This is a genomic window from Chryseobacterium sp. JJR-5R, assembly GCF_034047335.1.
Lineage (GTDB): Bacteria > Bacteroidota > Bacteroidia > Flavobacteriales > Weeksellaceae > Chryseobacterium.
On sequence record NZ_CP139137.1, the window covers coordinates 1,752,536 to 1,767,538 of the forward strand.

Genomic DNA, 15,003 nt, shown 5'->3' on the forward strand with positions numbered 1-15,003 from the left:
ATGATGCTATAACCCTTTTTTACCTTCGAGCCAGTATCCTTTTGCATAGATTTTTCCGCGGTGGCTGTTTTCCTTCAATACTTTTCTGAAATTTTGTAATGAGCGGACGTTTCCGGTCAATACAATATTGGCATCCGACCAGCCTCCATCATTAAATAAAGGCAATTGCCGAATTTGATCCTGGTCCCGGAAAATATTATTTTTAGAAAAAACGGTACAGTTATCTAACCCGATTTGTTCAGGAATGTTCCTGTTTTGTTCATCCAGTTCTATGAAGAACTGGTAATCATGTCCATTCTGTCGGAGTAAAGGCAAAAAACTCAACATCAGGCTTAAAGAAGTTTCATCGCCGAAGATGATCTGCTTTTTAACTTTTGCATCATACTGTTTATCACTTCCCAGGACTGCCAATTTTATTTTTTCGCCGCCGGGCTGAAGTTCATTAATGTAATTTGCTCCGGGCGCATTGCCGTGGATATGCACAATACACTCAATGAACCTGGCAGAAGGCTCAACATAAAATACCGTGTAATGCCGCATTTCGGTAGGGCTTACCCGAAAAGAAACCGTGAATCCCGGTGTAAAATGCAATGCTGAAAAGTTTCCTTTCAGCCGGATGATTTTTATATTGGGATTAAGGTAGGTAACATGTTCTACTCTGACCATCCTCAGCATTGAAGGTGCTAATTTCTCAAGGGTATCATTGATCCATTTTGGTGCTGTCGGCATATCTTAAAATTTATGATACAAAGAAATGGAAAAGCAGGCTTTTTTAAAATGGATGAGAAGCGGTAAGTATTGGACTATCCAAGGTTTTTATTCCGGAATGCCAGTGCCGTCATCCCGGCTATTTTCGTAAACAGCCGGGAAAAGTACGGATAATCGTCATAGCCGAGCTCCGTCGCAATTTCTTTGACTGATTTACCGGAATGGAACAACAGGCGCTTTGCCTCCAGAATGATACGCTGGTGAATGTGATAGGAAACCGTTTGCCCGGTTGATTTTTTCAGGCATTCGTTGAGGTAGGCGGCAGAAATATTCAGTTTTCCTGCATATTGGCTTGGACTTTTCACCGTAAGAAAATGCTGATCCAGCAAAAGCTTGAAGTCTTTGGCTATAACTTCATGCCGTGCAGGCTGATCTGCACGATGGGTCAGGACCGGAAACTGTGACATGAGAAATCCGACCAGGCTGTTACACGCATCCTTCATCATTAGGTAGTGCAGTTTTTCATTTTTACGCTGATAAAGTTTCCTGCAGACGGCTCCGGTTTCCGATGCTATGGAAAAAGTTTCAGGATCCAGTAGCAGAGGTCCGGCAGGTGTAATTTCTTTTAATAATTTGAGGTATTCCGGGTTTAAGTTTTCACTGCTGACCAGTAAAGTATCAAAAGTCGCATCATAGATAGAAATAACCCGGTGCACCTGAAAAGGCTGGATGTACATGACGGAATGTGCACTGATTTCATATTGCTGAAAGTCAATTTCAAAGATCCCGCCGCCTTCTTTAAGCATAAAAAAGATGTGATAGTCGTCTCTGTGGGCTTCTTTTATTTTTCAATTTCCAAATCTTTAACCGATGTTTCCACGAAAATAATTCCCGGGCTGTGAGCATCAGGAAAAGTATTGAGCGGAATAGATGGTGATGGTGATGGGGCTGACATTTTTTCTTATTGCATACTACCGAAATCAGGTTGATGATGAGTATATCATCAATCCAAATTTACAAAACATAATTCATTCAGGATCTGCTTTTTTCCAAGCTGCCTTTTGACAGGTCTGTATTGTCAGGTTTCGTTTTTGTTAATTTTTAAATCTCAGTTTATTTATTAAGTGCAGATTTCATATCCTTTTCATCTGCGTACCTTATTTCTATATCAGGCAGGCAAGGGTTTTTCATAATGCCGGCTTGAAGAGGCTCGATGAGATGATTTTCATGCGGGGTATTTTTTAAGCCTCATCATTTTCTTTAAGCTCCAGAAACTTGTTTCCGGCAATTAAAGCATATTGTATTATACACCCGGTTTCACCATCTTTCGTTCCCCGATCTGCTGGCGCCACATGGCATAGTATAATCCTTTTAATTCCAACAGATTTTCATGGGAGCCGGTTTCAATTACCTTGCCGCGTTCCAGGACATAAATCCGGTCGGCATGCATAATGGTGCTCAGGCGGTGCGCGATCAGGACGGTAATCTGGTTTTTTTCCTCAGAGATTTCCCTGATGGTGGAGGTGATTTCCTCTTCCGTAATGCTGTCCAGAGCGGAAGTGGCTTCATCAAAAATCAGCAAATGGGGTTTTCTCAATAAAGCCCTCGCAATGGCAATCCGCTGTTTCTCGCCGCCGCTTAATTTTAATCCGCCTTCACCGATTACGGTATCGATGCCTTTTTCAGCCCGTTCGATCAGTGCAGTGCTGCTGGATTTCTGTAAAGCGATGCGCAGATCTTCCTCTGTTGCCTCCGGATTGACGAATAAAAGATTTTCTTTGATGGTGCCCGCAAAAAGCTGGGTGTCCTGTGTCACGAAACCGATCTGGTTCCTGAGCTCGTCAAAATCAAATTCATTCCCGTTTACCTTATTATAGAATATAGAACCTTCTTTCGGGCGGTACAGCCCGACCAGTAGTTTCACCAGTGTGCTTTTCCCGGAGCCGCTCGGTCCTACAAATGCGATGGTTTCCCCATTCTTTACGTCAAATGAAATGTCGTTCAGGGCTTTATAGGAGGCGGTCAGGTGCTGGAACGAAACGTTGTTAAATTCCAGCTGGTCAATAGCGCCGATTTTTACGGGTGTCAGCGGTTTATCTTCAGCAGGTTTTTTCATCAGTTTATCGAAATTGTTCAGCGAGGCCTGGGCTTCACGGTAGGAAATAATGATGTTCCCGATTTCCTGCATCGGCCCGAAAATGAAGAATCCGTAAAACATTAAGGACAGGTACTGTCCCGGCGTCACAATATTCCTGAAAATTAAAAACAGAAGGGTAAGGGTAATTAATTGCTGTAGGAAATTCACCATAGTGCCCTGGATGAAACTCAGCGAGCGGATGCTTTTTACTTTCTTCAGTTCAAGTCCCAGGATTTTATACGTATTGTTGTTGAGCCGCCTGACTTCCTGTTTGGTCAGGCCTAAACTTTTTACAATTTCAATATTCCGTAAGCTTTCCGTTGTGCTTCCGGCCAGGCCGGTGGTTTCCGTAACAATGGTTTTCTGGATATGTTTAATCCTTTTGCTCAGCAGGTTCGTAATAAATGCAATCAGGAAAATTCCTACGACATACACCGGCATAATAGACAAGTGCAGGCGGATCGCATATATGGAAACGAAGATAATGCTCACCAGGATCCCGAAAAAGATATTGATGAAGTTGGTAATGAACTTTACGGAATCTTCCCGTACTTTGGTTAGAACAGAAAGGGTTTCCCCGCTTCGCTGGTCCTCAAATTCCTGATAGGGCAGGGCCATGGAATGCTGCAGACCGTCGGTAAAGATATTGGCGCCGAACTTTTGGGTGATTACACTCACCACATAATCCTGAAAGGCTTTGGCAATCCGGCTTACCATCGCAGTCCCTATAAGCAGTCCCAGAAAATAGAATACCCCGTGGTAAACGTCAGTCCCGTACAGGTACTGGTCCAGGTTCCGGGGCATGGTTTTCTGCTTGTCAAAAAAATTGGGATGGGTTACGAGCTGGTCTAAAATATTTCCGGTGATCGCCGGGCCGAACAGGGAAAATACCTGATTAACGGTTGCTAAGGCCAAGGATAAAATCAGCAACCATTTATGGGGTTTTAAATAATTAAATAATGTTTTCATTCTTCTACAGACTTGCCGGCAAAATTACAGATATAAATCGGATCCCATAAGATTTAATACCGATCAGTTTTATAGCGTATTTTCTTAGAATGGAATAGGGATGACGGACGACGGACCGGCTGCAGCCAGTTATCTGGTAATCTCGGTATAGATTTCATTCATCAGATCCCTTACCAGGCTTCCGTTCTGATGATTGGAAAGCACCACAATGGCGACCTGATGGTCCGGGGAATACCTGATTAAGCTGGAATTGCCGAAAGTATCGCCGTCTTTTTCAACAAAACCGTTCCCGATTTCCCAGCCGAGCCCGATTTTTTTACGGCTGTCTTCATAATACGTTTTCTCCGTAAGTTTCCTCAGAGATATAAAATCTTTATTCTGTAAAAAGGCTTTCAGATAGGTAAGCAGGTCTACCGCATTGGAATGGAGCCCGCCTGCCGGGTTTGCCTGATTCAAGATCATGGGTTTCTGGGCTTCGCCCTGCTGGCTGTACAAGCCTGCACGGTTTTTACTGTCCGTCACACTGAATGAAGTGGAGTTCATGTGTAAAGGCTTCAGGATCTGGTCTTCTACCATACGCTCATAACTGATCTTTGATTGATCTGCAAGGATATTCCCCAAAAGGGCAAATGCATAATTGTTGTATTGGTATTGCCTGAAAGAAGAAAGGGAATCGGTTGACTTTAGAACATCATACAGGTATTTTCTGTCGACAAACCTGAACGGATTGGATGGATCCTTATCCATTAAATCTGAAAAGTACCGGTCGTTGCTGAGGTTTGGCAGTCCCGATTGGTGCGAGGCCAGATCTGTAAGTAAAATTCTTTTGTTCAGAGCACAGCCAAACGGTACGTCTTTCGGCAGATAGCCGTCGATAAAATCAAACGCATTGATGCTGCCCTTATTTATTTCCTGTGCCAATAACAGGGCCGTAAATGTTTTTGTAGCGGAACCGATTTCAAAAAGGGTGGTGCTGTCTGTCTTTGCCTTTTCGTTTTTCTGCAGGCTGCCGTATGCGTAATAACGGGTTTTGGAGCCTTCATAAACACCGATTACCAGACCGACACCGGGAAATTTGCTCCATTGTTTCCGGACGGCTGCATCGATAAATTTCTGACGGTTTTGGCTGAAACAGGAAATGGACGTGATAAAACACAGTAAAAGAATAAGATTTTTATTCATGAGAATTTTTAAATATGGGTCGGATTATCCTGCAGATTGTTACAATACGATACTGTAACAATCTGCTGTTTTAGGCTCACAGGCGATTATTCCTCAATTGATCCCGCTTCAAGCTTTTTAATCAGGTTTCCTTTGATTACCGTAAAGGCGTGGTCTTTCGCTTCCGCAAATGAAATCCCGTATTTCCGCTCAATATTTCTCAGGTCTTCCGGAAATTTAGCTAAAACCTTGTCATAAAAAGCATCCAGGAAATCTGCGGAAGGCATCCCGTAATCAATCTTCAGCTGGAAACGCCTCAGCAAAGCCGTATCTATAATTTCCGCATGGTTCGTGGCACACAGCAGCAGGGCATTTTCAGGATAATAATCAATCAGCTGCAACAAGGTATTAACCAGTCTTCTCATTTCTCCGACATCCTTATCGTCGCTGCCTCTCGCTTTCCCGATCTGGTCCAGCTCATCAAGGAACAGGACCGAACGCTCCCGGGCTGCCTTATCAAAAATCATTTTGATGTTCTGGGAAGTTTCACCGATCCTTGAGGAAACGATGTTACTTAAATTAAGGATGATGATGTTCCTTCCCAAAGCACGGGCAACCGCTTTTGCCGTCATGGTTTTCCCACAGCCGGAACTTCCCCGGAGCAGTACCTTGTTGTTCACCGGCAGGCCGTATTCCTGCAGTTCTTTACTGTAGGTATGTTCTTTGATAAGTTGTACAAAACGTCGCTTATTCTGCGGCTCCAGGAATACATCGTCAAGAGAAACTTCTTCTTTGTCCTGGATAATAAGGTTGTATAAATTCATTGTATATCGGAATTACAGGCAAAGATAAAGCTTAAAAATTCAAATTTTTGTGTCCAAGATGGCTCTGCATTTTTCCAGGCAGTCAGGATCGGAAAAACTGATAAAGGATTTTTTCTGCCAGAGCCTTGTTTTTTCTGCCTGTCTGCTTTCAGGGATATCCCAGGCAGCATATACTCTGAAGCCGCGCTTTCCTGTTTGTAATGAAGTTGTTAAAATTTTATGCCGGACTAAGGTATCCTTGCTGAAAAAGAAAAAGCCCTGTCGGTTTTTATCTTCAGCAGCGATGATGAAAAAATCAAAAGGATGAGTTGATGCAAACGGTTCTGTTTCTCTGGTGTGGGGGTTCCTTTTCCATAATGTCACGAAATGCCCAGTTTTCTTAGGAGTAATTTTGGCTTTCCGGAATTTTATGCTGAGTTGGCCAAGCCTAAAATTATATCCTGAATAATCCTCACATTCTGCGTCTTTATCTAAATCAGTAATAGGAAGCCCCAGCCTGTCAAAAATTGTATGCCGGATCAGTTCGATCTCTTTTATCATCAGTACCATTTTAAATTAAAGGCAAACATAGGAATTATTACCGTTTGAGGTATAAAGCAAAAAGGCCGAACAAAAAAGTTCGACCCTATCGGCTATAATAAAAATTAAAGATTTCCTTAGTGTTGTTGCTTATGCTTCCCTGTGTGTCTCATTGATATTGATAAGATCCGGCTGAAACATAAACCGTAGCATTCATTTGTGTGTTCCTGTGTTCGCTGAAATCTCAGCCCTAAAATTAAATTGCAGTTAGTTTCTCTCTTCTCTTTTCACGGTTGCGAAATAAGAGGCAAAAACGACTAAACAAGTTGCGATTCCGATGTAAGTTAACATTTTATTGTATTTTTAATTATTTGATTATTTATTGCTAATTCCGTACTGCAATATTACAACTTTAAAATGATACTCCAAATGAAATAATTATGATGTTTATCAGTAAGTTATGAGGCTTTTATTCAGGATTTTGTTGATATTTGTTTACATTAATTTAATGTATTTTAATTATTTTTATATCGTATTTGTTATTTTATTCGTAAAAAATTATTGATCTGTTAATAACTTAAGGTCTTCTATTTACAGATTGACAAAAACAAAAATTAAATGATGAAGAGCATAACAATATAAAAAAGGCGAAAATATGTCACCTTATTTTGATCTAAAGTTAACGGAATTTAATCTGGGTTCAAAAAACAGTGATATATAAATGTTGTTTTATTGAGTGATTTCCTTATTTATTTATATGCATAATGGTGAAAACTGTACACCGCTTAGTACAGTGTATCAGCTTATAAGAAAATCTGAATGATTATTCAGTTTACAGGATAAGTAAACAAAAGGTGAGTAGAAGAGAGCAGGATTATTCTGTTGTATTAATAAAGCTGCTGATCGTTTTCACAGTAGAAGCTTCTTCTTTTGCCGTTTCCGGTCTGCTTTTTAACCATCTTTCCGCCACATTTCGGGCATACTTTTTTCGTGTGGGCAAGCCAGTGCTCCTTCAGTGTAAGATCGCGTTTCCATTTCAGGAAGTCAAAGCTGTAATTGCGGGCTTCTTCAATCAATTCTTTGATCTTTTTTGCGGGCATATTTCCCAAAAGGCTTTCCGGCTGGACTCCGATTCTGAAAAGTACTTCATTTTTAATAATGTTTCCGACTCCTGAAAAAATATCCTGATCCATGAGTGCGTCACAGACCATCATTTCCGGATGTAATTTTAATTTTTTCGCTGTTTTCTTAGGGTTCCACGCATCACTCATCACATCGGCTTCCCAGTCTATACCGGATAAAAATTCAGGGTCAACCAGTTTTACATTACATGTATAGAAATACAGTGAGCCTTCTTTAAAAATAAGTGACAACCGCAGCTGTCGGTCGGGTTTTGTCTGTTCATTGATTTCGTAGGAGCCGAACATCAGTAAATGGATTCTTACGACCATACCTTCAAAAACCAGATACGTCTGCTTTCCGAAAGTCCGTACTTCCTTTAAAATTTTCCCTTCGAAAATATCTTTTTCGAACCTGGCGTCACCGCCGGCCTCCATCACTTTTTTTCCTGTGAACTTCTGGAGATCTTCTTTCATTAAAAATACGGTAGGACCTTCTGGCATCGCTTTATTTTCTGATAAAAATTCAAATAGTATTCCGTAAAAATAAAAATTAAAGTAATTTTGAAAAATGATGAACTTAAACCGGATTTTCACCAACCAGCGTACAGGCAATAATCCACACACGAAGGCTTCAAGGACGGATTTCCAGAGAGACTTTGACCGAATTATTTTTTCATCGGCCTTCAGGAGGCTTCAGAACAAAACCCAGGTCTTTCCGCTTCCCGGGAGTGTCTTCGTGCACAACCGCCTGACGCATTCGCTGGAAGTTTCATCGGTAGGAAGAAGCCTGGGAAGTGTCATGGGAGAATATATCCACGATCATTTTAAGGATGACTTAACGGAAGAAGCCGGAAGTTTTTACCTGCATAACCTGGGACACGTTATTGCCGCGGCCTGCCTGTGCCATGATGTCGGCAATCCGGCTTTCGGGCATTCGGGGGAAGATGCCATCGCCAGTTATTTTGAAAGGAATGAAAATGACCTGAAGCCCAAATTCAATGAAAAGGAATGGGCAGACCTGGTGAATTTTGAAGGAAACGCCAACGCCATTAGGGTATTGGCCCAGCAGCAGCAGGGAAAAGACGAGGGCGGCATCCAGCTGACATTTTCCACACTGGCAAGCATTGCCAAATATCCGTGTGAGGCCATTGCCAAGAAAAAAGGGATCATCCACCGTAAAAAATTCGGATTTTTCCAGAACGAAAAAGATATTTTCCTTGAAATTGCCGGCGGGACAGGGTTGATTTCGGAAAGCGAAGAACCGTATATCTTCAAAAGGCATCCGTTTGTATGGCTGGTAGAAGCGGCAGACGATATCTGCTATAATATCATTGATATGGAAGATGCTCACCGGCTGGGGATTGTATCCACGGCGGACTGCAAGAATCTGTTTTTTGAGCTCGTGAAGTCGGAAACCGATGACGTGAACCGGATTGACCGGAAACTGGCCTCGATCTCCAATGAAAATGAACAGATTTCTTATTTAAGGGCCAAGGTCATTAACGCTCTGATTAATAAATCGCTTGAAATGTATAAACTTCATTTCAACACCATTCTTGAAGGCAACCTGGAACATGCCCTGCTGGATCTTTATAAAACCGAAAACACGACCTTACAGGACATCGAAACCTTCTCCATAGAAAAAATATATAACCACAAAGCGGTGGTAGAAATAGAAAATGCGGGCTATAATGTGATGTATGAGCTGCTGGATCATTTTATACCGTCTATTTTAAAATCTTCAGACCAGAGGAAATCCTATGATATAAAAGCCCTGAAGCTTCTGCCGAAACAGTTTTTGTATGAAGCGGGCACCGACTATCAGAAAGTTCTTGGGGTTATTGATTTTGTTTCCGGCATGACGGACAACTATGCCACGGACCTGTACCGTAAAATCAAGGGTATCGACATCGGGATGACCGTATAGAATTATGCGTTTTATTTGATTTTCAGCCGGGAAAACTGTATCTTATCAGCTAATTGATAAATAAAAACAATATGATTTATTTAGGTATTATCGCTTTTTTCGCGCTCATCACATTATTTGCGTCTTTCTTTACCGTGAAGCAGGAATCTGCCGCTATTGTGGAAAGGTTGGGTAAATTCCTTAAGGTAAGCCACGCCGGCCTGCACCTGAAGATCCCGTTTCTGGACCAGATTTCCAAACGCCTGAATCTCAGGATCCAGCAACTGGATGTTATTATCGATACCAAAACCCTGGATAATGTTTTCATTAAAATGAAAGTTTCCGTACAGTACCAGGTGATCAGGGAAAATGTGAGAGATGCCTATTACCGCCTGGAAAATCCTGAAAACCAGATCACATCCTATGTCTTCGATGTGGTCCGTGCCGAAGTCCCGAAAACCAAGTTGGATGATGTCTTTGTAAGGAAAGACGATATTGCCATCGCTGTCAAAAGTGAACTGCAGGAAGCCATGCAGAGTTACGGGTACGATATCATCAAAGCACTGGTAACCGACATTGATCCGGATGAGCAGGTGAAGCATGCCATGAACAGGATCAATGCGGCAGAACGTGAAAAAACCGCGGCGGAATATGAATCTGAAGCCCAAAGAATAAGGATTGTGGCGGTAGCCAAGGCTGAAGCGGAATCCAAAAAACTCCAGGGGCAGGGGATTGCCGACCAGAGAAGGGAGATTGCCAAAGGCCTTGAAGAATCCGTAAAAATGCTGAATGCAGCCAACATCAATGCCCAGGAAGCTTCCGCATTAATTGTGGTGACACAGCATTATGATACCCTCAATTCCATCGGAGCCAACAACAGGAGCAACCTGGTGCTGCTTCCCAATTCGCCTACGGCAGCCAGCTCCATGTTAAACGACCTGGTGGTTTCCATGGCGGCTACACAGAAAATGGATGAATACAGTAAAATGACCGAACCTCCTAAAAAACAGGGATATTAAAACTGCTTTTTATAAATATCAATCCTTTCAGTTACTGAAGGGATTTTTTTATTACCGGCCTTAAATGGTATAATAAATATACGGGACTTTACATAAAATATCTTCAATCCGCACTCTTGTTTTTTAGTTTTTAAATACCTAATTTGACCTTGCATTTTATGCCGCATTAATACAAAATAGTAAAATATAATATGGACAATCAGATTGAAATTGAAAATTACAAAATCCGGAAGTCGGAATCATGGGCAGGGAATATTGATGATCAGGAGCTTATAAGTAGGATACAGGAGTCTGACTTTTCAAAACAGCAAATCAGTGACGGTAAAGATTTCTGTTATTTTTTAGATAAGAAATACCGTACCGGCAATGCGGAAAACAGCGAGTATATCTGTATGGCTTATACGCTGAATGAGCCGGCCAATCTTGAACGGTCTTCGGTTTCAGAGGTTGTGGTTGAAGAAAATGAGGTATACCATATCCACCGGATCAGCGTATTGAGAGACGGAGTCCTGATTGATAAGATTCCGGATACTAAAATCAAGGTGCTGGACAGTGAAAACCAGAGCAGCGGAGGGATCTTAAGCAGCAATAAAAAAATCAATATCACCATAAAAGACCTCCGGCTGTATGATATCTTGATCATGGAGGATTCCAGGATAAAAACGTTTACAGACCGTGATTTCCTGAGGAAAGAATTTTCCAAGTATATCTGGGTGAGCCCGGATAACTACTGGGCATACGGCAATTATACGTTTACCTTCATCAATGACAGAGAAGAGAAAATTGCCTATAAAAAGACTTTTTTCAGAGATGAAAACGGGAATGTCCTGCAACCTGAAGTGCGCTGCCTGAACAGAGGTGATCGATTTGTATTTGAGGAAAAAAATTACATCAATCCGGTTGATGCGAACCGTGAAATTTTTCCTTACATCGATTTTGCCACAGACGCCGGCTGGAAAGGCCTTTCCGATTATATCGCGCCGATGTACGACGAAATATTTAATACCGCCACACTCAGAGGCTTTGCGCCGGATCTGGCTGAAAAGCTGGACCTGATTGCGGATCCGGATGAAAAAATTCAGTTTGCCGTAGAGTATGTCCAGAACCATATTTATTATATTTTCAACGCTGATGAAATGAACGGGCATAAGCCTCAGGAGCCTGCCGTTACCTATGAAAACAAGCAGGGAGACTGTAAAGCGAAATCCGTTCTGTTGAAAGTGATCCTGGATTATATTGGTGTGGACTCCTCAGTAGTCCTGGTAAATTTCCACACGGATTTCTATATTAAATACTATCTGCCTTCGCTGCTCACCTTCAACCACGCGATTGTAAAAATTAATTACAAAGGTGAAGATTTCTTTATAGATGCCACAACCCGTGAAGAATTCGGGCTGCTGGAAAACCGCGGCTTCATTTATTTCATGCATTATCTTGAAGTGAAGCAAGATCAGGAACTAAAAGAAAGAAAGCCTTACCGTTACCCTTATTTCTGTGTGGATGAGAAAGTGGATTTCAACGTTCAGGGAACCTCCGGAACACTGACTTTAACGACTTCCTACAAAGGAAACCGGGCCAATGCCATGAGAAGGTATTTTAAGAATACCAACAAGAGGGAAATTATAGACAGCTGGAACAATTTCCTCTTTTACAGCCTGAATTATTCCGGAGACCGGAACGGGACGGATATCAGGAATGTTTTCAAAGATCCTTCCATTAATATCATAAGTGATGATAAGAAAATGAATGAATTTAAGATCCAGTATACAGCTACAATAGACAATCCTTACTTTACAGATCCGAAAAATAACCGTTTCCTGATGTATTTCGACCGGAATGTGATCAAGGCAAGCGCACGGGATTTTATGCATAAAGACATTTCCTTCTGGCATAATTTCGACAGCGAGAAGTATGAGATTAACCTGCATACCGACCAGAAAATCGATACCGAAGAAAAATATACGGTTCAGGAAAGTACAATTGATAATCCGTACTTTAGCTTTACCAGCCGTAAGAAGGTAACGAAAAACGGTGCTGCCGTAAATATAGAATTCAAGCCTTTGGTAAACCTGGAAATCCCGCAGGCTGATTTTGAAAAGTTCAGGACGGACCACCATACGATAGCCGACAGCAACTTCGGACTTGGGATCGATATCATCGAGCCGGGACTGATGAATATGCTGAAGTTCAACTTTAAGAAGCGGTTTATGTAGTCATTTCTTAGGGCTGATTAAAAAGATTCAAAACCTGTTCGGGGGCTTGCACAGCAAGCCCCCGAACAGGTTTCAGCAGATTAAATATATCTATAATCCGTGCGAAATTATTTTTAAATACAAGTATCCCTTCATCAATGATCTTTAAGTTCCGTGCTTTTTGAAACGGAGTTCCCTGCAAATTTCTGTTTTCCGATCAGCAGCTCGAAAAACAGCTTAAAATCAGATATCAAAGACCACATAGGGTATCTGAAAGTTGCGGGCTTATTCTTTTCAATAACAGCATGGCTCAGCCATGCAAACCCGTAGCCGAAAATCGGGACGTACCATAAAAAACGTTCCTTTCCTGAGCCGATCACGTATCCGATGACAAAAAAGACCATCAGCGTGCCGATAAAATGAAAGACACGCGTGCCTGTTTTGCTGTGTTCGGTAAGGTAGAAGCGGTAAAATTCTTTGAAGGTGTTGATTCTTTCAGACATGGCTTTTTAATTTGTATTTTCAAAAAATCTAAAGCAATAATTCCGCCAATCTGAAACAAAAAGTCCGGACTGTGAAATGCAGTCCGGACTTTTAATTTATAGTATATTAAGGCTAAGCGTTTCTCAGCTTGCTGTTCCGGTAGCCGTAGCAGAAATAAATAATCAGGCCGAAAGCAAACCATAGTCCGAACCAGAACCAGTTGTCATGGCTCATCCCGGTAAGCAGGTAAAGGCAAGAACTTAATCCGATTAAAGGGATCAGTGAGAAATTTTTGATAAAAGTAAGGACGCAAAGCACTAAATTAACCAGGATAAAGAAAAATATAGAAGCCCTGAATTCACCTTCTGCCGGGTCTTTCCAGTCCATTAAAGTACTGAAAAATCCAGGCTGCCAGAAGTAGAATACCAGCAGTGCCCCGATAAAAATAACCGGGAAGATGAATTTACCGTTGATATACGGAAGATGGAACCTGCCTTTGATTTTTTCTTTGGCAGGCAGCATAAGAACCCCGGCACAGACCAGTACGAAGGCAAAAATAGTTCCGATACTGGTAAAGTCCAGAATAAAGGATTTATCGGTAAACAAGATCGGAATACCCACCACAATCCCTGTGACAACGGTAGCAAATGAAGGGGTCTTGTATTTAGGATGCACCGTCTGGAATTTCTTCGGCATCAGTCCGTCCCGGCTCATTGCGTACCAGATTCTCGGCTGCCCCATCTGGAAAACAAGCAGTACGGTGGTAATGGCAACAATGGCAACGAAAGAAACCGTAAGCTCCATCCAGGCTACATTGGCATTGGATTTTTCAAAGATGAAGGAAAGCGGGTCTCCCACGCCGTCAAACTTTCTGTAATCCACCATTCCGGTCAGTACCAATGTCAGTGCGATATAAATAACGGTACACAGCACCAGTGAAATAATCATTCCTTTCGGCAGGGTTTTCTGCGGGTCTTTGGTTTCCTCAGACAGTACGCTTAACGCATCAAAGCCGATGTACGCAAAGAATACACCTGAAACCGCGCTCATTACCCCGGCAAAACCGTTCGGCATAAAAGAAGCCACATGGGTTTCCGGGTTAACCGGCGTCCAGTTGTCTGTGCTGATGTATGAAAATCCGACTAAAATAACCAGTACGATAACGGCCAGCTTTAAAATAACCAGTGCATTGTTGAAATTCTTGCTTTCTTTTACGCCTACATAACATAGCCAAGTAATTAACCCGTTGATCACCAAAGCCGGGACATCAACAATAAATTTCAGGCTTCCGATTAAAGGCGCATGGGTCCATGCATTAATCAGTTCTTTATTTTCAGAGCTGCTTAAAAAAGCTTTTTTAGCTTCGGTATAGCTGCAGGTCAGGTAATCCGGGATATGCATACCCATCCGTTCCAGGAAGCTTGTGAAATAATCTGACCATGAAAAAGCAACATAAATATTGCCGAAGGAATATTCCATAATCAGTGCCCAGCCGATGATCCAGGCAATCAGTTCCCCGAAGCTCGCATACGCATATGTATACGCAGAGCCGGCGGTAGGGATCCGGCTGGCAAATTCAGCATAACAGAGTGCCGTAAACCCGCAGGCAAAGCCACAGATCAGATACAGCAAGATGACGCCCGGGCCTCCCCTGAACACGGCTTCTCCCAAACTGCTGAAACTTCCTGCCCCGATAATGGCCGCGATGCCAAAAAATACGATGTCCCAAACACCCAAAACCCTTAACAGGCCTGTGGATGTATCTGAATCTGAATAGATTTTCCTTCTAAAAAGCTGACTCATTCAATACTCTGTTTTATTTGAAAAAAGCAAATGTAATTATTTCTATGAAATAATTTTGTTTTTCTTAAGGTTTCTTATAAAAAGTTAAGAAGTCATAAAATGTGAACTCCCCATTAACAATGTGTTAAAAGGCTTGTTTATACAATATCTTTTCGATATTT

The 15,003-nt window shown here is 41.9% G+C and carries 12 protein-coding genes; 3 read left to right on the plus strand and 9 right to left on the minus strand.

The window, feature by feature from the left end:
• Positions 1–6: 6 nt before the first annotated feature.
• The 7 genes from SD427_RS08015 to SD427_RS08045 form a co-directional block, all read right to left on the minus strand.
• Positions 7–729, minus strand: coding sequence for a hypothetical protein (locus SD427_RS08015; RefSeq protein WP_320560754.1), 723 nt, complete (start codon positions 727–729; stop codon positions 7–9).
• A 74-nt stretch (positions 730–803) separates the two neighbouring features.
• Complete coding sequence (locus tag SD427_RS08020) at positions 804–1,514, minus strand: helix-turn-helix domain-containing protein (protein ID WP_320560755.1); 711 nt, start codon at positions 1,512–1,514, stop codon at positions 804–806.
• 497 nt (positions 1,515–2,011) lie between these two features.
• Positions 2,012–3,814: an ABC transporter ATP-binding protein gene (locus tag SD427_RS08025; RefSeq protein ID WP_320560756.1), complete on the minus strand. Its 1,803-nt coding sequence runs from the start codon at positions 3,812–3,814 to the stop codon at positions 2,012–2,014.
• Between the two features lie 129 nt (positions 3,815–3,943).
• Positions 3,944–4,996 carry a serine hydrolase domain-containing protein gene (locus SD427_RS08030; protein ID WP_320560757.1) on the minus strand — a complete coding sequence of 351 codons (1,053 nt, stop codon included), beginning with the start codon at positions 4,994–4,996 and terminating at the stop codon, positions 3,944–3,946.
• A gap of 86 nt (positions 4,997–5,082) precedes the next feature.
• Positions 5,083–5,799: an ATP-binding protein gene (locus SD427_RS08035; RefSeq protein WP_320560758.1), complete on the minus strand. Its 717-nt coding sequence runs from the start codon at positions 5,797–5,799 to the stop codon at positions 5,083–5,085.
• Between the two features lie 39 nt (positions 5,800–5,838).
• A complete protein-coding gene (locus SD427_RS08040) occupies positions 5,839–6,339 on the minus strand; it encodes a MepB family protein (protein ID WP_320560759.1) in 501 nt (166 codons plus the stop codon).
• An 866-nt stretch (positions 6,340–7,205) separates the two neighbouring features.
• On the minus strand, positions 7,206–7,940 hold the full coding sequence (locus SD427_RS08045) for a DNA-formamidopyrimidine glycosylase family protein (protein WP_320560760.1): 735 nt from the start codon (positions 7,938–7,940) through the stop codon (positions 7,206–7,208).
• Positions 7,941–8,010: 70 nt separating this feature from the next.
• On the opposite strand from SD427_RS08045, the gene dgt reads away from it, so the two are divergent.
• The 3 genes from dgt to SD427_RS08060 all read left to right on the plus strand — a co-directional run bounded on the left by dgt (position 8,011) and on the right by SD427_RS08060 (position 12,577).
• Positions 8,011–9,366 (plus strand): dGTP triphosphohydrolase, encoded by a 1,356-nt coding sequence (dgt, locus tag SD427_RS08050; protein WP_320561033.1) that lies wholly within the window; start codon positions 8,011–8,013, stop codon positions 9,364–9,366.
• A gap of 71 nt (positions 9,367–9,437) precedes the next feature.
• On the plus strand, positions 9,438–10,364 hold the full coding sequence (locus SD427_RS08055) for an SPFH domain-containing protein (protein WP_320560761.1): 927 nt from the start codon (positions 9,438–9,440) through the stop codon (positions 10,362–10,364).
• Positions 10,365–10,555: 191 nt separating this feature from the next.
• Entirely contained in the window at positions 10,556–12,577 is a 2,022-nt protein-coding gene (locus SD427_RS08060; RefSeq protein WP_320560762.1) for a hypothetical protein, read from the plus strand.
• A 134-nt stretch (positions 12,578–12,711) separates the two neighbouring features.
• On the opposite strand, the gene SD427_RS08065 is transcribed toward SD427_RS08060, so the two are convergent.
• Together SD427_RS08065 and SD427_RS08070 are read right to left on the minus strand one after the other, a co-directional pair.
• Entirely contained in the window at positions 12,712–13,059 is a 348-nt protein-coding gene (locus SD427_RS08065; protein ID WP_320560763.1) for a DUF962 domain-containing protein, read from the minus strand.
• 112 nt (positions 13,060–13,171) lie between these two features.
• A complete protein-coding gene (locus SD427_RS08070; protein ID WP_320560764.1) occupies positions 13,172–14,842 on the minus strand; it encodes an APC family permease in 1,671 nt (556 codons plus the stop codon).
• Between the last annotated feature and the right edge of the window lie 161 nt (positions 14,843–15,003).